Genomic DNA, 23,040 nt, shown 5'->3' on the forward strand with positions numbered 1-23,040 from the left:
TTATACACAACTCGGCATCTTACTGTTTTTTATGGGAATTATTTCAAGCGAATCAATAGGGCACTCGGAAAAATTCTCTTTAAAATCAGCCTGCTATGTTTCTCAAATTACGGCCATTTGACCGCAACTTGAGATGTGTATAAGAGACAGCACAGGGAGAGGGGGCTGCCCGGAGCACTTGGTTGGTGTTGCTTCGGAAAGTGGGGAGTAAAGGCATTACGCAGAAAAATCAGCGAGTCTTCTCATCCAAGGTGCACCACCGTATTTTCAGGCCCACTCGATCGGTCCCCTCTCCCTGTGGGTGAGGGTTAGGGTGAGGGGCGTAATATTGAAGCCAGCACTCCTCACTATCGTATTAGTGTGTTTTCCTCTTCAGTATCGCCATCACCGGCGGCTCTGGCCTCCATCACCAGGTTGCTTTCGCATAACCGTTCTTCCTTCCCTTCTCTAGAGCAGCGTGCCAGCACTTCACGAATATCCATCATACTGCTGCTCAAGGCGCTGAGTGCCGGTTGCAATGTGCGGCTCATCTGGCTTTCATCCAGCGTGGCGCTGTGCAGATAGCCAGCAAACATCAGCGTGGCCAACAGGGTGATCAGACGGTGTTTTGACGATGTTAACAAGATGCCTGCTCCGAACGATAAAATGGCGTGTGCGTATTAATAGCCATTCGGCGGCAGAAAGAAAGTCAGAGGAGATATCTGTTGGCAATCGGTTGAAGATAATTACCAACAGAAATAATTTCGTCAGGTTACGTTAGGGATTGTTGGGCGCGGGCTGCAGGTTTGCCAGCATGCTGCGCATGTCGTTGCTGCTTGGAGTCTGATGGATGCGCAGATCGAATTCACCGATCACCGCCAGCAGATGATCGAAGATATCCGATTGAATTCCTTCGTACTCTGCCCACACCGTGGTGTTGGTAAAGGCGTAAATCTCCAGCGGTAACCCTTCCGGCGTTGGGGCCAATTGGCGCACCATCAGCGTCATATTCTGGTGGATCCCCGGGTGCGAACGTAAATAAGCCACCAGATAGGCGCGCAAAGTACCCACGTTAGTCAGGCGGCGGCCGTTGAGCGGCGAACTGAGATCCACCTCGCTTTGCTGATTGTACTTACCCAGCTCCTGGGTTTTATCGTTCAGATAGCGTTGCAACAGTGGGTTGCGGTTGAGGCGTTCTTGCTCCTCTGACGTCAGGAAGTGGACGCTGGTGGTGTCGATATTGATGCTGCGCTTGATGCGGCGGCCACCGGATTCAGACATTGAACGCCAGTTCTTGAACGAATCTGAGATCAGCGCGTAGGTGGGAATGGTGGTGACGGTGTTGTCCCAGTTTCTGACCTTGACCGTGGTCAGGCCGATATCGGTGACCGCGCCGTCGGCACCGTATTTAGGCATCTCTAGCCAGTCGCCGATTTTCAACATATCGTTGGCGGAAAGCTGGATCCCGGCGACCAGGCCGAGAATGGGATCTTTAAACACCAACATCAAGACGGCCGTCATGGCACCCAAACCGCTGAGTAACAGCAGCGGTGAACGGCCCATCAGCAGTGAGATGATCATGATGCCGATGAAAATGGCGGCGACCAGTTTCACCCCCTGGAAGATGCCACGCAGCGGGAGCTGATTGGCAAGCGGGCTTTGGCGCATCAGAGTCAACAGCGTGTCGAGCAGTGAGAACAACGTCAGCAGGGAGAATAACAGGATCCACACCTGTGCCGCCGTAACGATAATTGCCTGAGTCTGGCTGCCATTATGCAGCCACAGTACCGCCTGCACGTTGATGATCACCCCTTGCAGCAGTAGGGCGGCACGCTGGAAGAGTTTATGTTGGGTGATAGCCTGCTGCCAGAGACGTTGTGAATGCTGGCCACGGCGCTGGATAGCCGTCAGCACCACGCGGTGCAGCACCAGATGGATCACCACGGAAATCAGTGCAATCAGCCCAAGCACCATTGCCAGTGACATCATGTCGGTGAATTCCAGCCCAATACTTTCCAGCCATTGCCTTATTTGTTGTTGCATGCTCGCTCCCTCCAAAGTACTTAAAAAACATCCAATAAATCTAAAACCCGTTAGCCTAAAGGTTATCGGGCATGATATGTGTCTGTTTACCCACTTTTACATTGTAAATCAGCATCTCCACCCCTCGGCTCATCCCCGAGTTTATCATTGAAAGAGGAGGGAGAACGGTGCTCAACGTGGCATGGTGCGTGGCATTGCATTCGTCGTCGATTTGGTTTGCTACATCAGGAGAAAATTCATGCTAAATGCCTGGCATCAGCCGGTTCCACCTTTCGTGGTGAATAAGGGGCAGCGTCTGGAGATCGCTTTGTGGTTACAAAGTGATGAGTTGCCTGAACAGGTTTTTCTACGCGTCGAGCCGGACAATGAAGAGTGGTTGCTGATCATGAAGCCGAAGGCAGTAGAGGGGCTGTGGCGCTATCAGGCCAGTCTGACGCTGCACGAAGGGGAACCGGTACGGCGCTACTGTTTTAAACTGCTGTGGGCCGATCGTCAGCAGTGGTTTGGCCCGCAGGGCTGGTCGCTGACCCCGCCGGGGCAGTTGGCTCAGTTTGCCGTGGATGAGCCAGATAGCAGCCCAGGTTGGGTGGCCGATCAGGTGTTTTATCAGATTTTCCCCGATCGCTTTGCCAGCAGCGGTGGGGAGCATGGCATCCAGAATGGCAGTTATCACCATCATGCTGCCGGAAGTGATGTGATACGTCGTGACTGGCAACATCCGCTTGAGGATGAGCACGCTGCTTCGACTTTCTATGGTGGCGATCTGGACGGCATCAGCGAGAAGCTGCCCTACTTGCAGCAGCTTGGCGTCACCGCCCTGTATCTGAACCCGATTTTCACCTCACCCAGCGTCCATAAGTACGATACCGAAGATTACTATCAGGTTGATCCCTACTTTGGTGGTAACGACGCCTTGCTGCGTTTGCGAGTAAGCACTCACAAGGTGGGAATGAAACTGGTGCTGGACGGCGTATTTAACCATACCGGCGACTCCCATCCGTGGTTCGATCGTTATCAACAGGCAGAGGGGGGCGCGTGCCATCATCCCGATTCCCCGTATCGTGGCTGGTTCAATTTCTATCCAGACGGTAACGTGCTGAGCTGGAAGGGCAATACCAATCTGCCCAAGCTCAACTTTGCCGAACCGCAGGTGGTCGATACCATTTATCGGGCGGACAACAGCGTGGTACGCCATTGGTTACGCCCACCGTACAGCATCGACGGCTGGCGCTTGGACGTGGTGCATATGCTGGGGGAAAACGGCGGTGCAGCAGGGAACCTGCATCACCTGGCCGGAATGTATCAGGCAATCAAGCAAGAGAACCCAGATGCCTATGTGCTGGGTGAACATTTTGGCGACGCGCGCCGCTGGCTGCATGCCGGAGTTGAAGACGCGGCCATGAACTATATGGGTTTTGCCCTGCCGGTGCGGGCGTTTCTGGCGGGTGTCGACGTGGCTTATCATCCGGTACTGCTGGATGCGGCAGACTGTGCGCACTGGATGGACGGTTACCGGGCCGGATTGCCCCATAACCGCCAACTGATCCAGTTCAATCAGTTAGATAGCCACGACACGGCGCGTTTCTTGACCTTGCTGGATAACAATCCGCGCCGGATGCAGATGGCGGCGGTGTGGCTGCTGGCGTGGATTGGCGTACCTTGCCTGTATTACGGCGATGAGATTGGTCTGGATGGCGGCAACGATCCCTTCTGCCGCAAGACGTTCCCTTGGGACGAAAGCCAATGGGATCGGCCATTGTTGGCCTTGTTCAGCCGCCTGACGGCACTGCGTAAGCAGAGCAAGGCGCTACGCCGTGGCGGCTGCCAGGTGCTGTATGCGCAGGGGGAAACGCTGGTGTTTGTGCGTACTTACCAGCGGGAGCAGGTACTGGTGGCGTTGCAGCGCAGCGGTAGTGGAGAGGTCGAACTGCCTTATAGCCCGCTGTTGCGAGAGGGGAAATGGCAGCTTGTGGAAGGGGAAGGGGAAGGCGAACGGGTTGCACAGGAAGGTGGCCTGCGGTTGCAGCTAGCGGCCGAGTCGGCCAGCGTGTGGCAGTTACGTGGGTGATGCCCGGCAATGTTGCTGAATAGGTAGGGGCGCCATGCTGCGCCCCTACAGTGTGAGTCGGTGACGTTTGTCTAATACCCTACAGCAGATCCTGCCGGGCGGCGTACGTCGTTGGCTCCGTACAGGTAGCCTTCACGTACGCGTCCAGAAACGGCAGAGTCGTTACCCGAGTTGGCCGGGCTGACACCCGCTGCACCCGGTAATCCCACCAGAATCAGTTCCGCAGCGCCCCAAGGGGTTTGCTCAACCATCTTGTAGCCCATCTCCTTGAGGATTTTCAGCGTATCGGCAGAGACACCGCGCTGTTCGTAATAGACCTCATCCGGCAACCATTGATGATGGATCCTCGGGGCATCCACTGCTTCCTGCGGGGCCATGCCATGATCGATCACGTTCAGCGCGGTTTGCAGCGTGATGGTAATGATGCGTGAACCGCCTGGCGAGCCGAGCACCATAAAGATTTTGTTGTCTTTGGTCACCAGCGTAGGGCTCATGGAGGATAGTGGGCGCTTACCGGGGGCGATGGCGTTGGCCGTTCCCTGCACCAGGCCATAGAGGTTCTTCTCACCGACCTTGACGGTAAAATCATCCATTTCATCGTTGAGGAAGAAGCCGGTGCCCGGTGCGATCACCACGGCGCCAAAACGGCCATTGACGGTATAGGTGGTCGACACCGCATTCCCTTCATGATCGACGATCGAATAATGGGTGGTTTCCGGCTTTTCGTGCGGCTCCATCCCCGGTTGTACATTGACAGAAGGCGTAGCCTGATTGGCGACGATTTTCTTACGGATCTCATCGGCGTAGCTTTTGCTCACCAGCCGATCGATCGGATTCTTGATAAACTCGGGGTCGCCGAGATAGGTATTGCGGTCCATATAGGCATGGCGCATCGCCTCGGTCATGGTGTGGATCGTCGCGGCCGAGTTAAAGCCCATGCTTTTCAGATCGTAGCCCTCAACGATATTGAGGATCTCGCACAGCGTGACGCCACCGGAGCTAGGTGGTGGCGCAGAGACGAATTTATAACCGCGATAGCTACAGGTGATCGGCGTAGCCTCGGTCACTTTGTAGTTGGCGAAATCGGCGGCGGTGAGGATGCCTCCCCCCTGTTTGGCGGCGGCTTCAACCGCCTGTGGGATTTTGCCCTGATAGAATGCGGAGGGACCTTCTTTGGCGATGGCTTCCAGCGTGTTAGCCAAGTCGGTTTGCACCAGACGATCGCCCGGTTGCAGCGCAGAACCGTCTTTACGCAGGAAGATTTTGGCCGACTCCGGGTCTTGCTTGAAGCGTGCGACGGTGGTGTCGAGAATATCGGTATCGGCCCGCGTCAGGATAAAGCCCTCACGGGCCAGCCTGATGGCCGGTTCCATCACCTGTTCGCGGCTCAGCTTGCCGTACTTTTTACGCGCCGTCTCCATCCCCAGCACCGTTCCTGGCACACCAGAGGCCAGATAACCATATAGGCTGGCGTCTTTTTTCACCTTGCCTTGCGCATCCAGATACATATCGGCACTGGCTGCCGCCGGAGCGGTTTCACGGAAGTTGATAAAGGTATCGGTGCCATCGGCCAGGTGCAGGGTCATGAAACCGCCACCGCCGATATTGCCGCAGCAGGGGTTAACCACCGCTTGGGCATAGCCGACCGCGACCGCCGCATCCACCGCGTTGCCCCCTATCTTGAGAATATCTACGCCGACCTGTGAGGCCAGATGCTGCGAGGTGACCACCATGCCATTTTGCGCTTCCACCGCCGGGTTTGAGGCAGCATACAGCTGGCTGCTGACCAGCAAGGCTGCCAAGGTCAGCGGTTGACTCCATTTTTGCAAAAACATAACGACTCCTGTGTTGATCCCTGTGTTTTTATTTGTCCCGCAGGTGCTGCAAAGCGCAGGCCAACCTATGAAGCGTAGCTACGAATAGGCAATGCGGCGGTCGGCAGAGTGAAAAATGTGAAGCGAAACAGGGGAATATTGCACTGAAGGGGGGCGGTTGCACCGATTTTGGGCATAAAAAAACCGGCCAGCAGGGCTGACCGGTTCTGACACTTACAGGCTGAAATTACAGCTTGGAAGCGTTCTCAGACAGGTATTTAGCTACGCCGTCTGGAGATGCGCCCATACCTGCTTTGCCTTTTTCCCACTGAGCTGGGCACACTTCGCCGTGCTCTTCGTGGAATTGCAGCGCGTCAACGGTACGGATCATTTCGTCGATGTTACGGCCGATTGGCAGGTCGTTCACGATCTGAGAACGTACAACGCCGTTCTTGTCGATCAGGAAAGAACCACGCAGGGCAACGCCCGCGTCTGGGTGTTCGATGCCGTAAGCTTTCTGAATTTCGCGCTTAACGTCAGCAACCATTGCGTATTTCACTTCACCGATGCCGCCTTTGTCGACAGGGGTTTTACGCCATGCGTTATGGACGAATTCTGAGTCGAAGGAAACGCCTACAACTTCAACGCCGCGCTTCTGGAACTCTTCATAGCGGTGATCGAAAGCGATCAGCTCAGAAGGACATACGAAGGTGAAGTCCATCGGCCAGAAGAACAGTACGGCTGGTTTGCCATTCAGGTGCTTCTTCAGGTTGAAGTTTTCTACGATTTCGCCATTGCCTAAAACGGCTGCAGCGGTGAAGTCAGGGGCTTGACGAGTTACCAGGACCATAATTACTCCTGTAATAGTAGTTCAATGGGTTGATGTAAAAGCAGGGGCCAGTATAAGGGCCACCACTCGGTGAGGGAAGGGTGAAAGACCAATCAATGAGATAGCTTCCACCTATCAAACCGAGAGAATAAATCTAGCAGTCTTTCAAAATAACCTTTTCGTACAAAAGGGCAAGGACAAAAAGCCACATTCCGTTAACTGAATGAGTAATAGGGCTTTTTATCCGGCGATCACAATGACTTGTTTCTGGCCTGTTCCATCATACGGGGATAAAACTGCCAGAACTGTGTTTCAAGCTGATGATACTGGCGTTCCACGTCGGCAAAGGAGCCAGCCAATGCGGCCAGCCGCGGGCGGCGGCTAGCCATGCCTGCCAATACATCGCCGATAAACGGCAGCTCGGCGTAACGCTCCAGCCAGCGTTCGGGCCAAAGATAGCTGTTCAGGTTCTGGAAACGCTGCGGCGTCTGCGGCAGATGCGGCACAATCAGGCTGCGAGCCTGCTGGGTGAAGGAGTGCAAGCTGCAGGTTGGCTCAAGCTGTTGCCAGTGGCGAGCCAGAAAGTGATCCCAGACCACGTCGAGCGTAATGGGGGCGACGCGGCGAAATTGCGGGCTGAAATAGTCGCGGCAGGCTTTGACTTCCGGCTGGATATCGGTCAAAACATCGACGCGCCGATGCATCATGATGCCAGCCACTACCGCCGGATCGTAATCACCTGCGGGGTTGCCGCGCACGAAATCGGCGAGCAGGTTGCCAAGCAGCGAGCTTTCCGCAAGCTGGGCCAAATGGAGATGAGCGAGAAAATTCATCTGCCAACTATAACCCAAGTCATGCAATTCCTCCTTATTCCTTGCTGCTTGTCGCCCGCGGCTTTAGACTGTACCGCCTGTTTTTTCCCAATTAGCTAGCTGAAGAAGTGAATACCCATGCGCGTCGCCGATTTTTCTTTTGAGCTCCCCGAGTCTTTGATTGCCCGCTATCCACAGCCTGAGCGCAGCGGTTGCCGTTTGCTGCAGCTGGACGGGCCAAGCGGAGGCCTGACGCACGGCGTGTTCACCGATCTGCTGGATAACCTGGAAGCGGGCGATCTGCTGGTGTTCAACAATACCCGCGTGATCCCTGCGCGCCTGTTTGGCCGCAAGGTCAGCGGCGGCAAGATAGAAGTGTTGGTCGAGCGGGTGTTGGACGATCATCGGGTGCTGGCCCATGTACGTGCTTCCAAATCCCCCAAGCCGGGCACCGAACTGCTGCTGGGCGATGACGAAAGCATTGCCGCCACCATGGTCGCACGCCATGACACGCTGTTTGAACTGCGCTTTAACGACGATCGTGACGTGTTCACCATCCTCAACGCGGTGGGCCATATGCCACTGCCGCCGTATATCGATCGCCCGGATGAAGACGCCGACCGCGAGTTGTATCAGACCGTCTACAGCGAAAAGCCGGGTGCCGTAGCGGCCCCGACAGCGGGCCTGCATTTTGATGAGCCGCTGTTGGCTGCGCTGCGCGCCAAGGGCATTGAGATGGCGTTTGTCACCTTGCACGTTGGCGCTGGTACCTTCCAGCCAGTGCGGGTAGAAACTATTGAAGAGCATGTGATGCATGCGGAATACGCCGAAGTGCCGCAGGATGTGGTGGATGCGGTATTAGCCTGTAAGGCGCGGGGCAAAAGGGTGGTTGCCGTGGGCACCACTTCGGTACGTTCGCTGGAAAGCGCGGCCAATGCCTGCCAGGATGCGCTGATTGCGCCTTTCTTCGGCGACACCAGCATCTTTATCTATCCGGGATATCACTATCAGGTGATCGATGCGCTGGTAACCAACTTCCACCTGCCGGAATCCACTCTGATCATGCTGGTCTCGGCGTTTGCTGGCTATAAAAACACCATGAACGCCTATCATCAGGCAGTGGCCGAGCAGTACCGTTTCTTCAGCTACGGCGATGCGATGTTTATCAGCCGTAATCCACTGGCGGAAAGCGAATCCGTCGGGGAATAAATTCCCGGGTTACGCACACTGCGTGGCCCTGTTTTAATCACGTCAGACTGTATCTCTGACGCTGGAGGTTTTGTGAAGTACGAATTACAGACAACCGATGGCCGTGCTCGTCGCGGCCGCCTGGTCTTTGAGCGTGGCGTAGTGGAAACCCCGGCCTTTATGCCGGTGGGCACCTATGGCACGGTCAAAGGCATGACGCCGGAAGAAGTGAAAGATACCGGTGCGCAGATCCTGTTGGGTAACACCTTCCATCTGTGGCTGCGCCCAGGGCAGGAGATCATGAAGCTGCACGGCGATCTGCATGACTTTATGCAGTGGCACGGGCCGATCCTGACCGACTCTGGTGGTTTCCAGGTGTTCAGCCTGGGGGCAATGCGCAAGATTAAAGAGGAAGGCGTTTATTTCCGTAACCCGATCAACGGCGATAAAGTGTTCCTCAGCCCGGAAAAATCGATGGAGATCCAGTACGATCTGGGGTCTGACATCGTGATGATTTTCGACGAATGTACGCCTTACCCGGCGGATTGGGACTATGCCAAGCGTTCGATGGAAATGTCTCTGCGTTGGGCGCAGCGCAGCCGCCAGCGTTTTGATGAACTGAATAACAACAATGCGTTATTCGGTATTATCCAAGGCGGTGTTTACGAAGATTTACGTGATGTATCGGTAAAAGGGCTGGTGGAGATCGGCTTTGATGGTTACGCTGTGGGCGGTTTGGCGGTAGGTGAGCCAAAAGAGGATATGCATCGCATTCTTGAACACGTTTGCCCACAGATTCCAGAAGATAAGCCACGCTATCTGATGGGGGTTGGCAAGCCGGAAGATCTGGTTGAAGGCGTGCGTCGCGGCATCGACATGTTCGACTGCGTGATGCCAACGCGTAATGCCCGTAACGGCCATTTGTTCGTGACGGACGGTGTGGTAAAAATCCGTAATGCCAAGCACAAGGATGATACTTCCACGCTGGACAGTGAGTGCGATTGCTATACTTGTCGCCATTATAGTCGTGCCTATTTGCATCATCTCGATCGCTGCAACGAGATTCTCGGTGCCCGATTGAACACCATCCATAACTTGCGCTATTACCAACGTTTGATGGCGGGTTTACGCCAGGCCATTGAAGAGGGTAAATTAGAGCTGTTTGTGGCGGATTTTTATGGTCGGATCGGCAAACCGATACCACCTTTAAACGCTTGAATTAATAATTGAAAATTTAATGAGGGAATTTTAATGAGCTTTTTCATTTCCGATGCAGTGGCAGCAGCAGGGGCTCCGTCTCAGGGTAGCCCGTACTCTTTGATCATTATGCTGGTGGTGTTTGGTCTGATCTTCTATTTCATGATCCTGCGCCCACAGCAGAAACGTGCTAAAGAGCACAAAAAACTGATGGACTCCATCGGCAAGGGTGATGAAGTGTTGACCACCGGTGGCCTGATTGGCCGTGTCACTAAAGTGGCAGATACCGGTATTATTGCCATCGCGCTGAATGACACCACGGAAGTGATGATCAAGCGTGACTTCGTGGCGGCCGTTCTGCCGAAAGGTACTATGAAGGCCCTGTAATTTTGTTTTCCCTAAGGGAACTGCCGTGCTAAACCGTTATCCTCTGTGGAAGTATCTGATGCTGATCGTAGTGATCCTCGTCGGACTGCTATATGCGCTTCCCAACATTTACGGAGAGGATCCGGCCGTACAGATCACTGGCGCGCGCGGAGTCGCCGCCAGTGAAACTACGCTGGACCAAGTCCGTACTGTATTAGAAAAAGACAATATTGCGAGCAAGTCGATTGCGCTGGAAAACGGTGCCATCCTGGCTCGCTTTAAAGATCCTGACGTTCAGCTGCGCGCCCGTGAAGTCTTGATGGCTGAACTGGGTGACAAATATGTCGTCGCATTGAACCTCGCCCCGGCAACGCCTGCCTGGCTGGCGATGCTCAACGCCGAGCCGATGAAGCTGGGTCTGGATTTACGTGGTGGTGTGCACTTCCTGATGGAAGTCGACATGGACACCGCGCTGAGCAAGTTGCAAGAACAAACTATGGATACCCTGCGCAGCGAGCTGCGTGAAAAGGGCATTCCTTACGCTGCGATCCGCAAGTTGGACAACAACGGCGTGGAAGTTCGCTTCCGTGACAACGCCGCTCGCGACCAGGCCATCAGCTACATGACGCCACGTCAGCGCGATCTGGTGCTTTCTGCCAACGGCAGCAACACCCTGAAAGCAACGATGACCGACGCTCGCCTGAGCGAAGCACGTGAGTATGCGGTGCAGCAGAACATCACCATCCTGCGTAATCGTGTCAACCAGCTCGGCGTTGCCGAACCGTTGGTACAGCGCCAGGGTGCCGATCGTATCGTCGTTGAGTTGCCAGGTATCCAGGATACGGCGCGCGCCAAAGAAATTTTGGGTGCGACCGCTACGCTGGAATTCCGTTTGGTGAATACCAACGCGGATGCGACCGCTGCGGCCAATGGCCGTGTGCCGGGTGACTCCGAGGTGAAATACACCCGTGAAGGCCAACCGGTTGTGCTGTACAAGCGTGTGATCCTGACCGGTGACCACATTACAGACTCCACCTCCAGCACCGATGAGTACAACCAGCCGCAGGTCAATATCTCGCTGGACAGCGCTGGTGGTACTGCCATGTCCAACTTCACCAAAGACAGCATTGGCAAGCCAATGGCAACGCTGTTCGTGGAGTATAAAGACAGCGGTAAGAAAGATGCCAACGGCCGTTCCGTGCTGGTGAAGCAGGAAGAAGTGATCAACGTGGCGAACATTCAGTCACGTCTGGGTAACAGCTTCCGTATCACCGGTATCAGTAACCCGAACGAAGCACGTCAGCTGTCGCTGCTGCTGCGTGCCGGTGCGTTGATTGCGCCTATCCAGATTGTGGAAGAGCGGACCATTGGTCCAACCTTGGGGCAACAGAACATCACCCAGGGTCTGGAAGCTTGCCTGTGGGGCCTGGTGGCTTCGATCGTCTTTATGGTGGTCTGGTATCGCAAGTTTGGCCTGATCGCTTCTACCGCGCTGATGGCTAACCTGGTGCTGATCGTTGGCGTAATGTCTCTGCTACCAGGGGCGACGCTAACCATGCCGGGGATTGCCGGGATCGTGCTGACGCTGGCGGTGGCGGTTGACGCCAACGTACTGATAAACGAACGTATCAAGGAGGAACTGAAGAATGGACGATCCATTCAGCAGGCGATCCATGAGGGCTATAAAGGCGCGTTCTCCAGTATCGTTGATGCCAACGTCACGACGTTGATCACCGCGATCATTCTGTACGCAGTCGGTACCGGTTCGATCAAGGGCTTTGCAATTACCACCGCAATCGGTGTGGCGACGTCCATGTTCACCGCGATTGTCGGTACCCGTGCCATCGTCAACCTGCTTTACGGCGGCAAGCGCATTAACAAGCTGTCTATCTGAGGAGTGCGTTGTGGCACAGGATTATACTGTTGAACAACTCAACTACGGCCGTAAAGTCTATGACTTTATGCGCTGGGATTACGTGGCCTTCGGCATCTCTTTGGTGCTGTTGGTAGCGTCGATCGCCACCATGTCCGTGCGTGGGTTTAACTGGGGTCTGGATTTCACCGGTGGTACGGTGATTGAAATTACCCTGGAACAACCCGCGAATCTGGACCTGATGCGCGATACGTTGGAAAAAGCCGGGTTCCAGGACCCGATTATCCAGAACTTTGGCAGCAGCCGTGACGTGATGGTGCGTATGCCACCGGCGGTCGGTACTGCAGGCCAGGAACTGGGTAACAAAGTTATTGGCGTGATCAACGAATCAGTCGATAAGAATGCGTCCGTCAAGCGTATTGAATTCGTTGGCCCGAGCGTAGGGGCAGAACTGGCACAAACCGGCGGCATGGCGCTGCTGGTGGCGTTGATCTGTATCCTGATTTACGTGGGCTTCCGTTTTGAATGGCGTTTGGCCGCGGGGGCCGTTATCGCCCTGGCGCACGACGTGGTCATCACCATGGGTGTGCTGTCGTTGTTCCATATCGAGATTGACCTGACCATCGTGGCATCCTTGATGTCGGTGATCGGTTACTCGCTGAACGACAGTATCGTGGTATCTGACCGTATTCGTGAGAACTTCCGCAAGATACGTCGCGGTACGCCTTATGAAATCATGAACGTCTCGCTGACGCAGACGCTGAGCCGTACCATCATGACCTCCGCCACGACGTTGATGGTGGTTCTGATGCTGTACATCTTCGGCGGCGCGATGCTGCAGGGCTTCTCACTGACCATGCTGATCGGTGTGTCTATCGGTACCATATCCTCTATCTACGTCGCCTCTGCGCTGGCGTTGAAACTGGGTATGAAACGCGAACACATGCTGCAGCAGAAAGTGGAGAAAGAGGGCGCCGATCAGCCTTCGATCCTGCCGTGATTGCCCGGTGTGCGACTGAATAAGCCACGCACCGTCTGAACCAGATGCCGGTCAGTTTACGCTGACCGGCATTTTTTTTGCTCCTGTGCCGCCAGCAGGTTCAGCGAACTCACCAACTCCGCCAGGCTGGTGGCCTGCATCTTCTCCATCACTTTAGAACGGTGTACCTCTACGGTGCGTACGGCGACGAAGTAACGATCGGCGATGGCCTTGTTGGTCATACCGGCGGCAACGCCGCTGGCGATATCACGCTCGCGTGAGGTCAGCGTACTGAAACGCTGCTGCAACTGGTAGCGCTCCACTTGGCGTTGAGAATGGGCGATCCCGCGTTCCAACGCGGCGATCAGCGGTGCGGTAGCAATCGGCTTTTGCAGGAAATCCAACGCCCCCAATTTCATCTCTGCTACCGCCATAGCGATATCGCCATGACCGGTTACGATCACCACCGCCAGCGTACTTTCCCGCTCGCGTAGCCGCTGATGGATTTGCTGCCCATCGATCCCTGGCATGCGAATATCCAGCATCACGACGCCGCATTGGTAAGGGTCGACTTGTTCGATAAAGTTTTGGCTGTCGTTCCAGATCTTCACCCGATAGTCCAGCCCTTCGAGTAAAAAGCGGCTGGCGTCGGTGACTGCCAGATCGTCATCGACCAGATGTATCAGCGCCATGGCGTGTTTCCTTTTTGATCCCAGGGAAGAGCAGGGTAACGCGTAGCCCCTGCCGTTGTGGCGATATCGAATAATTTTCCAGCGTCAGTTCCCCCTGCTGGCTCCTTAGCAGCCGCTGGCAGATCACCAGCCCCAGGCCAAGTCCTTCCGATTTAGTGCTGCGAAAAGGCACGAACGGCTGTGCTAACTGTTCGACGCTGAGGCCGCCGCCATCGTCTTCCAGTATTAGCGTCTGCCGATCGCCATCGGTTTCCAGCCGCAGGGTGATCTGTTGGGAACCGGCCTGCAGGCTGTTGCTTAACAAGTTGGTGAGCACCTGCTCCAACAGCGTGGACTGGCTATACAACTGGCTTTTCGGGGCAATAATGATGGCCAGCCGGCACTGCGGGTAATGCTGTTCGATGCGCATCAGCTTGATGACGTTTTCCACCAGGGGGCGCAGCGTTAGCCATTGCGCGCTTTCATGGTGCGGCGTTTTACTAACCCATTGGCGCAGATTGACGATGGTTTCTGCCCCTCGCTGTGCCTGTTGGCCGATCTGTCCGAGAATTGGCAACAGCTCGTGCTGCGGATCGCTGCGCTCAAGGCGAATACGGCAACCTTCGGCGTAGTGACGAATCGCCGCCAGTGGCTGGTTAAGTTCGTGAGCAAAGCCGGAAGCCATTTCCCCCAGGGTGCTGAGGCGTTGCGCCCGGGCTAGCGCTGCTTCTCTGGCCCGCAGCGTCAGATGCATTTGTTCTAGCTCGCGCCCACGCAGGCGTACCAGGTGGCCGATCCACAGATGGTTAGCGCCAAGCAGTAACATGCCTCCGGCGATCGTGCCAAGCAGGAGCAGATGTTGCAATCCCCAACTGTGTATCTCTTGCCAGAGTGAACGCTGTGCAGGATGGCGATCCAGATCGCGCAGCAATTGATCTACCTGGCGGGATGAGGCGGGAGCGCCCCAGGCAGGGAGACCTGGGGTATCCACTTGCAACAGTTGGCGGGTCAGCTCATCGACCAGGGGATCGGGCACGTGGTTCAAGGCGGCAAACGACCAGTTGGGATAAAGCACGCTGCTGGTCAGGCAGGGCTGTGTGCTGGGTTTGGCCAGCAGGGCACGGTAATCATCGGCTTTGAGTAATCCCTCTTTCTCCATCTCTTCCAACAGGCAAACCGGCACTATGGCCGCATCCAGCGCCCGATCGCGCAGCAGATAAAGCAGGGCGTCCACGGGATAGCCGCTGAAGTGCAGTTGCAGATCTTTTTCCGGATGTATGCCGGCGGCCAGCAGCTCCTTATAGCCCAGCAGATAGCCGCCAAACGCGTCAGGGGAGACCGCGCCCACTTTTTTACCAGTGAGCTGATTAGCCTTGGTCACTGGGCTATCGCGGCGTACCAATACCACGCTGCCTATCACGTTGTTTGAGGCGTTCTGCTGATTTTGGCTGGAGCGTAAGGAGACCAACCAGCGTAACGGGTAACTATTGTCCAACTGAATATACTGCGCCGGATTGGTAAGCAGAAAATCGACCTGGCCGTTGCTGACGGCTTCCCCCATATCGGCCAGGTTCAGCGGCAACAGTTGAAAGCTTTCGTCTGGGAACTGACGATTGAGATGGTTAATTAACGGCTGCCATTGGGCCAGGGCATGTGTATCACCGCGTAATGCCAGCACGGCGATGGTCCATTGCCCTGCCAAGGCAGGGCTTAACCAGCCGCATAGCAAGATCATCAGTACTGCTTTTTTCACATCATCTCCATTTTTATGATCTCGATCGCCCGCCAGAATTGTCCTGGATCAAGCCGCAGTAGGGAATGTGGTAAACCACAATATGGGCGGTCGTGCGCCACTTTTACACTCCTTTGTATCAGCTCCCCGGTTGATACTTTTTGGGAGAAATCAATGGATAGTGGAAAACGGCAATTTTTACAACGCCTCGGTGTCCTGACTGCGGGGGCCGCGTTGGTACCGCTGGCGCACTCCGGCTGGCAGTTGCAACCCGAGCGGCGTGAAGGCGACGGCAAAAAGCGTATGGCGATGTTGATCGACCTGCGCCGCTGTATTGGCTGCCAGGCCTGCACGGTTAGCTGTGCGGTAGAGAATCAGCTGCCGCAGGGGCAGTTTCGCACCAGTGTACTGCAGTATCAGGTTGTCACGGATAGCCAGCGTATCCCCACCAACGTGCTGCTACCGCGCCTGTGCAATCATTGCGATAACCCGCCTTGCGTGCCGGTCTGCCCGGTACAGGCTACCTTCCAGCGTGAGGACGGCATTGTGGTGATCGATAACACCCGCTGTGTCGGCTGCGCCTACTGTGTGCAAGCCTGCCCCTATGAGGCGCGCTTTATCAATCATGAAACCCAAACCGCGGATAAATGCACTTTCTGCGTCCACCGCCTGGATGCCGGGCTGTTGCCTGCCTGCGTTGAATCCTGCGTCGGCGGTGCGCGCATGATCGGCGATCTTAACGATGAGCAAGGTACTTTAAGGCGCACGCTGGAACAGCATCGAGGGGAGCTAAAGGTGCTCAAACCCGAGCAGGGGACGCACCCACAGGTGTTTTATCTGGGGCTGGATGAGGCTTTTGTCAGCCATGTCCGGGGACAACCGGCGCTGTGGCAGGAGGTACACTCATGATCCGCGAAGTGATGGCTCGCCCGCAGGAGATCGCCTGGTTGCCCTGGGCGGTACAGTATTTCTTTTTCATCGGTCTGGCATGTAGCAGCATTGCCATTGCGGCCTGGTTACGCTGGCGTTCAGCGTCTGAGGCATCTCGGCTGGAGCTGGCTGCCGTTTCGCTGGCGGTGGTGAGCGGCACCGTGGCTCCGTTGGCCCTGAGTGCGGATTTACATCAGCCCGCTCGAATCTGGCACTTCTATGCCCATTTCGCACCTTGGTCGTGGATGTCTCTCGGCTCGGTGTTTTTACCGCTGTTTACCTTGCTGGTCGTGGCCTATTTCATTTTGCTGCTGCGTTGCCAACTGAGGGCAAAAGCCCTGCCGTTCTGGGCACGTTGGTTACAGATTTGGCCCGCTTGGCAAGAAGAGAAATGGCTGCGTTGGGTGGCATTGGCCACGCTGCTTTCAGCGGTCAGCATCCTGCTCTATACCGGCCGGGAAGTGTCCGTGCTGCGTTCACAACCGCTGTGGTACAGCCTGTGGTTACCTTGGCTATTGCTGCTTACCGCTATGCAGGCCGTTCCGCCAATGCTGGCCTATTGGTTACGCCATGAACCGCAATGGCAATCGCGCTTGGCACGCTGTCAAGGGCTCTCTCTGCTGTTGCTGTGCCTCTCCAGTCTGGGCTGGCGGTTGGACGGTAGTGACTCTGCCGCTGCGCTGCGTCAGTTACCTACTCAGGGGAGCGTTTGGTCATGGGTTGGCAGCGCATTTGCCGTCTTGATCCTGCTATTGATGGCTTCAGCTTGGCGATCGCGTCATCGGGCGCTAGGGACGGCAGGGCTGTTAGCACAATGCGTGGCAGCGTTGCTGCTCTGTTGGGGCGTGCGCTGGATGCTGCTGATGCAAACCCAGACGCTGCCCAAGTTCAATATATTGCTCAACCCCTATGTGTTACCGCTCGGCAGCGAGGGGCTATTGGCCATCCTCGGTACCTTCGGGCTGTGGCTGGCATTAATCATCGGGGTTCGTGAATTACAGCATGGGTTGATGGAGAATAAACGCTATGGCTAAATCAACGCGTCGTCAGTGGTTGAAAGGCGGGCTCGCTTTGGGTGGGCTGGTCGTGTTTGGTGCCAGCTACAGCGAAATGGTGCAGAAGGTGTTTACCGGCCTGCGTGATGGCAGCAGTGGAAAACTGACGCTGGACCGGATCAGCGCTAATGCGTTACCGCCAGAAGGCCGCCAACATCCCGAAGGCTGGCAGGCCAATCCGCAGCAGGCCGTTTCCATGACGCAATGTTTTGGCTGCTGGACGCTGTGCGGCCTGCGCGTGCGGGTCGATCGTGACAGCAATCAGATACTGCGCGTAGCGGGTAACCCTTATCATCCGCTATCGCACGATCACCATTTTCCCTATCGTTTGCCAGTGAGTGATGCACTCAACCGGCTAGGCGGTGATGCCGGTTTGGAACAGCGCTCAACCGCCTGCGCTCGCGGTGCTACCCTGCTGGAAGGGCTGACTAGCCCGTACCGGGTGCTGGAACCGATGAAGCGGGTAGGGCCGCGCGGTGGCGGGCAGTGGCAGCGCATCAGTTTTGAACAACTGATCAAGGAAGTGGTTGAAGGTGGCGATCTGTTTGGTGAAGGGCCAGTGGAGGGATTACGGGCCATCCGCGATCTGCAAACGCCACTCGATCCGGCACAGCCAACGCTTGGGCCGAAGGCTAACCAACTGCTGGTCACCAACGCAGGTGATGAGGGGCGGGATACCTTTATCAAACGTTTTGCACAAAACGCCTTTGGCACGCGCAACTTCGGCCATCACGGCGCTTACTGTGGTCTAGCCTACCGAGCAGGTTCCGGAGCGCTGATGGGCGATCTGGACAAAAACGCTCATGTGAAACCCGACTGGGATCATCTGCGCTTTGCACTGTTTCTGGGGACGTCACCCGCACAGTCCGGTAACCCGTTCAAACGGCAGGGGCGTCAGTTAGCCAATGCCCGCTTGCGCGATGAGTTCCGCTACGTGGTGGTGGCCCCGGCATTGCCGTTAACCACCACGCTGGCCAACGATCACAACCGCTGGGTGCCGGTATTGCCGGGGACGGACTCCGCGCTGGCGATGGGCATGATCCGCTGGATTATCGACCAGGAGCGTTATAACGCCGATTATCTGGCGTTACCTGGCGAGGCGGCCATGCAGGCGGCCGGTGAAAAAAGTTGGTCGAATGCCACCCACCTGGTGGTGATCGATGACGATCATCCTCTGTGCGGCCAGTTCCTGCGTAAGTCACATCTGGTAGGTGGGGCTGGCGGTGATGAGGAAAGCCCTGCCTTGGTGTGGGACGCACAGCGAGACGAACCACAGCCCGCCACTGAGGCCATGCGTGGGCAACTGCTGGTTGAGCAGCAGGTTCAACTGGCCGATGGCTCACAGGTGCGAGTGCGATCCAGCTTCCGTTGTCTGCAACTGGCGGCGCAACGCTTTACGCTGGCCGAATACAGCGTGCAGTGTGGCGTTAGCGCTGAAACCATTGCGGCGTTGGCCAAGGAGTTTACTTCCTACCAGCGGCAGGCGGCAGTGATCTCCCATGGCGGCATGATGAGTGGCAACGGTTTCTACAGCAGCTGGGCGGTGATGATGCTCAATGCGCTGATCGGTAACCTTAATCTCAAGGGGGGCGTCTCGGTGGGCGGCGGCAAGTTCAAGGAGTTTGCCGAAGGGCCACGTTATAACCTCGCGACCTTCCCTGAGATGGTGAAGCCGAAAGGATTGGTGCTGTCGCGCAGTAAGCAGGCGTACGAAAAGTCAGACGAATATCGCCGCAAGATGGAACAAGGCGTCAACCCTTATCCGGCGCGGGGGCCGTGGTATCCCTTTGTGGCAGGTCAGTTTACCGAGCAGCTAGCTCCGGCGTTGATGGGATACCCCTATCCACTGAAAGCCTGGATCAATCACATGGGCAACCCGCTCTACGGTGTGGCCGGATTACGCGACGTGGTGGAGAGCAGGCTGAAGGATCCGCAGCATCTGCCACTGTTTATTTCCGTCGATGCCTTTATTAACGAAACCAGCGCGTTGGCGGACTATATCGTGCCGGATACGCACAACTTTGAAAGCTGGGGATTTACCTCTCCCTGGTCTGGCGTAATGGTCAAGGCGAGTACCGCCCGTTGGCCGGTGGTGCCAGCGCGCACAGCCAAGACGGCGGATGGGCAGCCGATCGCGCTGGAGAGCTTTGTTATTGCGCTCTCGAAGGCCATGGGGTTGCCGGGCTTCGGCGACGGGGCGTTGCAGGATGCGCAAGGAAACCTTTGTGGGCTGCATTGTGCCGAAGATTACTACCTGCGCGCAGCGGCCAACGTGGCGTTTGCCGGTGAGCCAGTGCCTGAGGCGACGGAGAGCGAGCTGCATCTGACCGGCGTCGATCGTCTGCAACCGGCGCTGAATCAGGTATTAAAACCGGATGAGCGGTTGCGGGTGGGCTATATGCTGGCGCGTGGTGGCCGTTTCGCGCCCCATGAGCAAGCATGGCAAGGGGAGGCGACCGGCCCACAGTGGAAGCAGGGGCTGAATATCTGGAATGAAGAGGTGGCACGTCATCGCCATGCCATGACCGGGGAGCGCTATAGCGGCTGCCCAACCTATTATCCACCGCGTTTTGCCGACGGTTCCGACGTGGCGCAGCACTACCCGAGTGAGGCGTGGCCGTTCCGGCTGATGTCGTTCAAGTCGCACCTGATGAGCAGCTCAACTGCTCCTATCGAGCGTTTGCGGGCCTTGAAGGCGGTTAATCTAGTCGCGCTCAACCCGATAGATGCCGAGCGCTATGGGTTACAACATGGCGACCGGGTCAGGTTGCAGACGCCGGGCGGCAGCGTGGAAGCGCAAATCAGCTTGCTCGACGGGGTCATGCCGGGCGTGATTGCCATTGAACACGGTTATGGGCATCGTGAAATGGGGGCTCGGGTTCATTCGCTGGATGGGCAGGCATTGGCATCGGATCCACGCATTGCCGCAGGGATCAACCTCAACGATCTGGGGCTGGCCGATCCGACTCGTGAAGTCGGCAATAGCTGGCTGGACTGGGTTAGCGGGGCGGCGGTACGGCAGGGATTACCGGCGAAGCTGCAGCGCTTGGGATAGCTGAGATACTTTAAAGCGGGCGCAGCATGCGGCGCCCCTAAGGTGGAATATGTGCGATCTCAAGTGACTGGTTTGTCAGCAATCTGATGCCCCAACCCTGACACCGGGGTGGGGCATTCAGCGCATCAACGTTGAGTTATGGGCTCTACGCTATGCACACGGATATAGCCCAGTTGTGATGGCGTTACGCCACTCAGGCGCAGTTCAAAGATTTGCTCGGTTTTTGGCAGCAGCGAACTGGCGCTCTGAATTTGCTGTGACTGTGCTTGCGCGGTCAGTGGCATACCGGTTGCAGCATCTAGTTGCCCCCACTCCAACTTAGCGGTAAAGCCTGGCAGATATTGGCCTGAGAGCGTGCGCACATACAGTATTGCCTGGCTGCCGTTGGCTTCGCTCTTCACATAGTTGAGCGACAGGCTAAGCTCACCCACGCTGCTTTGTAATCTGGCGGCATTATTGGCGGCTGGCAACAGGTAGACGCCGTTGGTTGAGCTTTGGTTAAGCCGATTTTGGCGCTCCAGGGCGGTAGCCTGCTCGGTCAACTCCCCCAGCACCTGTTTCAGCTCAACCACCTGGTTGGTGAGTTTCGGCACTTCGCGGTTCTGTGCGCAACCGGCCAGCAGGATCATGGCGGTGAGCAGACAAACCTGGCGATAACGGATTGTCATAACGGCAATTTCCTCTTCAATAACACTGGCTCCCAGCTTAGCCCGATCGCTGGCCAAAGTCATGTCTACCACTAAGTATGGCTGCTTTATTGCGCAATCGTGGAAGCAATTCGCAACAAATGCCCGGCGGTCTTTGTTGTGGCGGGAGTTCGGGGTAAACTGTGCTCAACTATGTAAACGCTTATCAGGACGAGTTATGCATTGCCCTTTCTGCGCTGCCGTTGATACCAAAGTGATTGATTCCCGCCTGGTGGGTGATGGATCGCAGGTGCGCCGTCGTCGCCAATGTCTGGTCTGTAATGAACGTTTTACCACTTTTGAAGTGGCCGAGCTGGTGATGCCGCGGGTGATCAAAAGTGATGAAGTTCGCGAACCGTTCAACGAAGATAAACTGCGCCGTGGCATGCTGAAAGCGCTGGAAAAGCGCCCGGTCAGCTCCGACGACGTAGAAAACGCCATCAACCACATCAAATCCCAGCTGCGCGCCACCGGCGAGCGTGAAGTGCCCACCAAAATGGTCGGCAACCTGGTGATGGATGCGTTGAAGAAGCTGGATAAGGTCGCATATATCCGCTTCGCTTCGGTATATCGCAGTTTTGAAGACATTCGCGAATTCGGTGAAGAGATCGCCAAACTGCAGGATTAACGGGATCCGCATGCAAAACGACGAATTCTATATGGCGCGTGCCTTTGAGCTGGCGCGTCTGGGGCGTTTCACCACCACGCCGAACCCGAACGTGGGCTGCGTGATCGTGCGCGATGGCAGCATCGTGGGTGAAGGTTTCCATTTGCGGGCCGGTGAGCCTCATGCAGAAGTGCACGCTTTGCGCATGGCGGGGGAAAAGGCGCGGGGGGCCACGGCCTATGTCACGCTGGAACCTTGTAGCCACCATGGTCGCACGCCACCTTGTGCAGATGCTTTGATCGCAGCGGGAGTCAGCCGCGTGGTCGCTGCCATGCAAGATCCCAACCCGCAGGTTGCCGGGCGTGGGCTATACAAGCTGCAACAGGCGGGCATTGAAGTGCGCCACGGCGTAATGCTGGCAGAGGCTGAAGCGGTCAATCTGGGGTTCCTCAAGCGTATGCGCACCGGGTTTCCCTATGTGCAGCTCAAGCTGGGCGCTTCACTGGATGGCCGTACGGCGATGGCCTCTGGGGAAAGCCAGTGGATCACCTCACCGCAGGCCCGCCGGGATGTACAGGAGTTGCGGGCTGCCAGTTCGGCGATCCTCAGCACCAGCGCGACCGTGTTGGCCGACGATCCCGCGCTGACGGTGCGCTGGGATGAGCTGAGCAGTGAAACCCAGCGGATTTACCCGCGTGACACCCTGCGTCAGCCGCTGCGGATTATTCTAGACAGCCAGAACCGGGTTACTCCGCAACACCGAGTCGTGCAGCAACCGGGGATGACCTGGTTGGCACGCCAGCAGCCGGACGATCGGGTTTGGCCAGCAGGTGTGGAGCAATTATCTCTCCCACTGCACGGCGGCGGTATCGATCTGGTGGTAATGATGATGCAACTGGCCAAGCGCCAGGTGAACAGCATTTGGGTCGAGGCGGGCGCACAGCTTGCCGGTGCGCTGCTGCAGGCCGGGCTGGTGGATGAGCTCATTGTGTACATCGCGCCCAAATTATTGGGTGATAATGCCCGTGGGCTGTGTCAACTGCCGGGGTTGACGCAGTTGGCCGATGCGCCCGAGTTTGTCTTTAGCGAGGTACGCCAGATTGGCCCCGATCTGCGCCTGCGGTTAACCGCCAAATAGAGAATGTAACCTTTGCCT

At 56.5% G+C, this 23,040-nt stretch carries 19 protein-coding genes; 11 read left to right on the forward strand and 8 right to left on the reverse strand.

Annotated elements, in window-relative coordinates:
* Nucleotides 1-347 precede the first annotated feature (347 nt).
* Both ACMV5I_RS25125 and ACMV5I_RS25130 read right to left on the reverse strand, forming a co-directional pair.
* On the reverse strand, nt 348-623 hold the full coding sequence (locus ACMV5I_RS25125) for a hypothetical protein (RefSeq protein WP_121608912.1): 276 nt from the start codon (nt 621-623) through the stop codon (nt 348-350).
* A gap of 133 nt (nt 624-756) precedes the next feature.
* Entirely contained in the window at nt 757-2,022 is a 1,266-nt protein-coding gene (locus ACMV5I_RS25130) for a mechanosensitive ion channel family protein (protein ID WP_024483913.1), read from the reverse strand.
* Between the two features lie 238 nt (nt 2,023-2,260).
* Between ACMV5I_RS25130 and malZ the strand changes: the two genes are divergently transcribed.
* Nucleotides 2,261-4,090 (forward strand): maltodextrin glucosidase, encoded by a 1,830-nt coding sequence (malZ, locus tag ACMV5I_RS25135; RefSeq protein ID WP_414825524.1) that lies wholly within the window; start codon nt 2,261-2,263, stop codon nt 4,088-4,090.
* Nucleotides 4,091-4,161: 71 nt separating this feature from the next.
* Here the strand turns inward: malZ and ggt are convergent, their stop codons facing one another.
* From ggt to ACMV5I_RS25150, 3 genes are all read right to left on the reverse strand, one after another.
* Nucleotides 4,162-5,925, reverse strand: coding sequence for a gamma-glutamyltransferase (ggt, locus tag ACMV5I_RS25140; RefSeq protein WP_414825525.1), 1,764 nt, complete (start codon nt 5,923-5,925; stop codon nt 4,162-4,164).
* Between the two features lie 226 nt (nt 5,926-6,151).
* The gene (locus ACMV5I_RS25145) at nt 6,152-6,754 is read right to left on the reverse strand and encodes a peroxiredoxin C (protein ID WP_121608915.1); all 603 of its coding nucleotides are present in this window, start codon (nt 6,752-6,754) and stop codon (nt 6,152-6,154) included.
* Nucleotides 6,755-6,984: 230 nt separating this feature from the next.
* Nucleotides 6,985-7,566, reverse strand: a complete 582-nt coding sequence (locus tag ACMV5I_RS25150; protein ID WP_121608916.1) for an ACP phosphodiesterase — start codon at nt 7,564-7,566, stop codon at nt 6,985-6,987.
* Between the two features lie 117 nt (nt 7,567-7,683).
* On the opposite strand from ACMV5I_RS25150, the gene queA reads away from it, so the two are divergent.
* From queA to secF, 5 genes are all read left to right on the forward strand, one after another.
* The gene (gene queA, locus ACMV5I_RS25155) at nt 7,684-8,754 is read left to right on the forward strand and encodes a tRNA preQ1(34) S-adenosylmethionine ribosyltransferase-isomerase QueA (protein ID WP_021805506.1); all 1,071 of its coding nucleotides are present in this window, start codon (nt 7,684-7,686) and stop codon (nt 8,752-8,754) included.
* A 72-nt stretch (nt 8,755-8,826) separates the two neighbouring features.
* Nucleotides 8,827-9,951 (forward strand): tRNA guanosine(34) transglycosylase Tgt, encoded by a 1,125-nt coding sequence (gene tgt, locus ACMV5I_RS25160; protein ID WP_021805505.1) that lies wholly within the window; start codon nt 8,827-8,829, stop codon nt 9,949-9,951.
* Nucleotides 9,952-9,984: 33 nt separating this feature from the next.
* Nucleotides 9,985-10,317 (forward strand): preprotein translocase subunit YajC, encoded by a 333-nt coding sequence (yajC, locus tag ACMV5I_RS25165; protein ID WP_021180200.1) that lies wholly within the window; start codon nt 9,985-9,987, stop codon nt 10,315-10,317.
* Between the two features lie 25 nt (nt 10,318-10,342).
* The gene (gene secD / locus ACMV5I_RS25170) at nt 10,343-12,190 is read left to right on the forward strand and encodes a protein translocase subunit SecD (protein WP_024483919.1); all 1,848 of its coding nucleotides are present in this window, start codon (nt 10,343-10,345) and stop codon (nt 12,188-12,190) included.
* Between the two features lie 10 nt (nt 12,191-12,200).
* Nucleotides 12,201-13,169: a protein translocase subunit SecF gene (gene secF / locus ACMV5I_RS25175; protein WP_024483920.1), complete on the forward strand. Its 969-nt coding sequence runs from the start codon at nt 12,201-12,203 to the stop codon at nt 13,167-13,169.
* A 56-nt stretch (nt 13,170-13,225) separates the two neighbouring features.
* Here secF and ttrR read toward each other — a convergent pair whose 3' ends face one another.
* Nucleotides 13,226-13,840, reverse strand: coding sequence for a tetrathionate respiration response regulator TtrR (gene ttrR / locus ACMV5I_RS25180; protein WP_121606032.1), 615 nt, complete (start codon nt 13,838-13,840; stop codon nt 13,226-13,228).
* Nucleotides 13,815-15,554, reverse strand: coding sequence for a tetrathionate respiration histidine kinase TtrS (ttrS, locus tag ACMV5I_RS25185; RefSeq protein WP_414825533.1), 1,740 nt, complete (start codon nt 15,552-15,554; stop codon nt 13,815-13,817). The genes ttrR and ttrS overlap by 26 nt, the downstream gene beginning before the upstream one ends.
* A gap of 171 nt (nt 15,555-15,725) precedes the next feature.
* Here ttrS and ttrB point away from each other — a divergent pair, with 171 nt between their 5' ends.
* Genes ttrB through ttrA form a run of 3 tightly spaced genes read left to right on the forward strand, consistent with a single transcriptional unit; the run spans nt 15,726 to nt 20,591 of the window.
* Nucleotides 15,726-16,460: a tetrathionate reductase subunit TtrB gene (gene ttrB / locus ACMV5I_RS25190; protein WP_121606033.1), complete on the forward strand. Its 735-nt coding sequence runs from the start codon at nt 15,726-15,728 to the stop codon at nt 16,458-16,460.
* Nucleotides 16,457-17,515 carry a tetrathionate reductase subunit TtrC gene (gene ttrC / locus ACMV5I_RS25195; protein ID WP_414825526.1) on the forward strand — a complete coding sequence of 353 codons (1,059 nt, stop codon included), beginning with the start codon at nt 16,457-16,459 and terminating at the stop codon, nt 17,513-17,515. The genes ttrB and ttrC overlap by 4 nt, the downstream gene beginning before the upstream one ends.
* Nucleotides 17,508-20,591 (forward strand): tetrathionate reductase subunit TtrA, encoded by a 3,084-nt coding sequence (gene ttrA, locus ACMV5I_RS25200; RefSeq protein ID WP_414825527.1) that lies wholly within the window; start codon nt 17,508-17,510, stop codon nt 20,589-20,591. The genes ttrC and ttrA overlap by 8 nt, the downstream gene beginning before the upstream one ends.
* Nucleotides 20,592-20,716: 125 nt before the next feature.
* Here the strand turns inward: ttrA and ACMV5I_RS25205 are convergent, their stop codons facing one another.
* Nucleotides 20,717-21,259: a DUF3251 domain-containing protein gene (locus ACMV5I_RS25205; RefSeq protein WP_121608918.1), complete on the reverse strand. Its 543-nt coding sequence runs from the start codon at nt 21,257-21,259 to the stop codon at nt 20,717-20,719.
* Nucleotides 21,260-21,455: 196 nt separating this feature from the next.
* On the opposite strand from ACMV5I_RS25205, the gene nrdR reads away from it, so the two are divergent.
* Both nrdR and ribD read left to right on the forward strand, forming a co-directional pair.
* Nucleotides 21,456-21,905 carry a transcriptional regulator NrdR gene (nrdR, locus tag ACMV5I_RS25210; protein ID WP_021180191.1) on the forward strand — a complete coding sequence of 150 codons (450 nt, stop codon included), beginning with the start codon at nt 21,456-21,458 and terminating at the stop codon, nt 21,903-21,905.
* A gap of 10 nt (nt 21,906-21,915) precedes the next feature.
* Nucleotides 21,916-23,022 carry a bifunctional diaminohydroxyphosphoribosylaminopyrimidine deaminase/5-amino-6-(5-phosphoribosylamino)uracil reductase RibD gene (gene ribD, locus ACMV5I_RS25215; RefSeq protein WP_414825528.1) on the forward strand — a complete coding sequence of 369 codons (1,107 nt, stop codon included), beginning with the start codon at nt 21,916-21,918 and terminating at the stop codon, nt 23,020-23,022.
* Nucleotides 23,023-23,040 lie beyond the last annotated feature (18 nt).

The organism is Serratia sp. T13T92, assembly GCF_047530105.1.
Taxonomy (GTDB): Bacteria; Pseudomonadota; Gammaproteobacteria; order Enterobacterales; family Enterobacteriaceae; genus Chania; species Chania fonticola.

Excerpts from the sequence above, each read along its gene's own strand:
- ACMV5I_RS25130 (WP_024483913.1), bottom strand. The coding sequence starts at position 2,022 with ATGCAACAACAAATAAGGCAATGGCTGGAAAGTATTGGGCTGGAATTC.
- malZ (WP_414825524.1), top strand. The coding sequence starts at position 2,261 with ATGCTAAATGCCTGGCATCAGCCGGTTCCACCTTTCGTGGTGAATAAG.
- ggt (WP_414825525.1), bottom strand. The coding sequence starts at position 5,925 with ATGTTTTTGCAAAAATGGAGTCAACCGCTGACCTTGGCAGCCTTGCTG.
- ACMV5I_RS25145 (WP_121608915.1), bottom strand. The coding sequence starts at position 6,754 with ATGGTCCTGGTAACTCGTCAAGCCCCTGACTTCACCGCTGCAGCCGTT.
- ACMV5I_RS25150 (WP_121608916.1), bottom strand. The coding sequence starts at position 7,566 with ATGAATTTTCTCGCTCATCTCCATTTGGCCCAGCTTGCGGAAAGCTCG.
- queA (WP_021805506.1), top strand. The coding sequence starts at position 7,684 with ATGCGCGTCGCCGATTTTTCTTTTGAGCTCCCCGAGTCTTTGATTGCC.
- yajC (WP_021180200.1), top strand. The coding sequence starts at position 9,985 with ATGAGCTTTTTCATTTCCGATGCAGTGGCAGCAGCAGGGGCTCCGTCT.
- ttrR (WP_121606032.1), bottom strand. The coding sequence starts at position 13,840 with ATGGCGCTGATACATCTGGTCGATGACGATCTGGCAGTCACCGACGCC.
- ttrS (WP_414825533.1), bottom strand. The coding sequence starts at position 15,554 with ATGATCTTGCTATGCGGCTGGTTAAGCCCTGCCTTGGCAGGGCAATGG.
- ttrB (WP_121606033.1), top strand. The coding sequence starts at position 15,726 with ATGGATAGTGGAAAACGGCAATTTTTACAACGCCTCGGTGTCCTGACT.
- ttrC (WP_414825526.1), top strand. The coding sequence starts at position 16,457 with ATGATCCGCGAAGTGATGGCTCGCCCGCAGGAGATCGCCTGGTTGCCC.
- ttrA (WP_414825527.1), top strand. The coding sequence starts at position 17,508 with ATGGCTAAATCAACGCGTCGTCAGTGGTTGAAAGGCGGGCTCGCTTTG.
- ACMV5I_RS25205 (WP_121608918.1), bottom strand. The coding sequence starts at position 21,259 with ATGACAATCCGTTATCGCCAGGTTTGTCTGCTCACCGCCATGATCCTG.
- nrdR (WP_021180191.1), top strand. The coding sequence starts at position 21,456 with ATGCATTGCCCTTTCTGCGCTGCCGTTGATACCAAAGTGATTGATTCC.
- ribD (WP_414825528.1), top strand. The coding sequence starts at position 21,916 with ATGCAAAACGACGAATTCTATATGGCGCGTGCCTTTGAGCTGGCGCGT.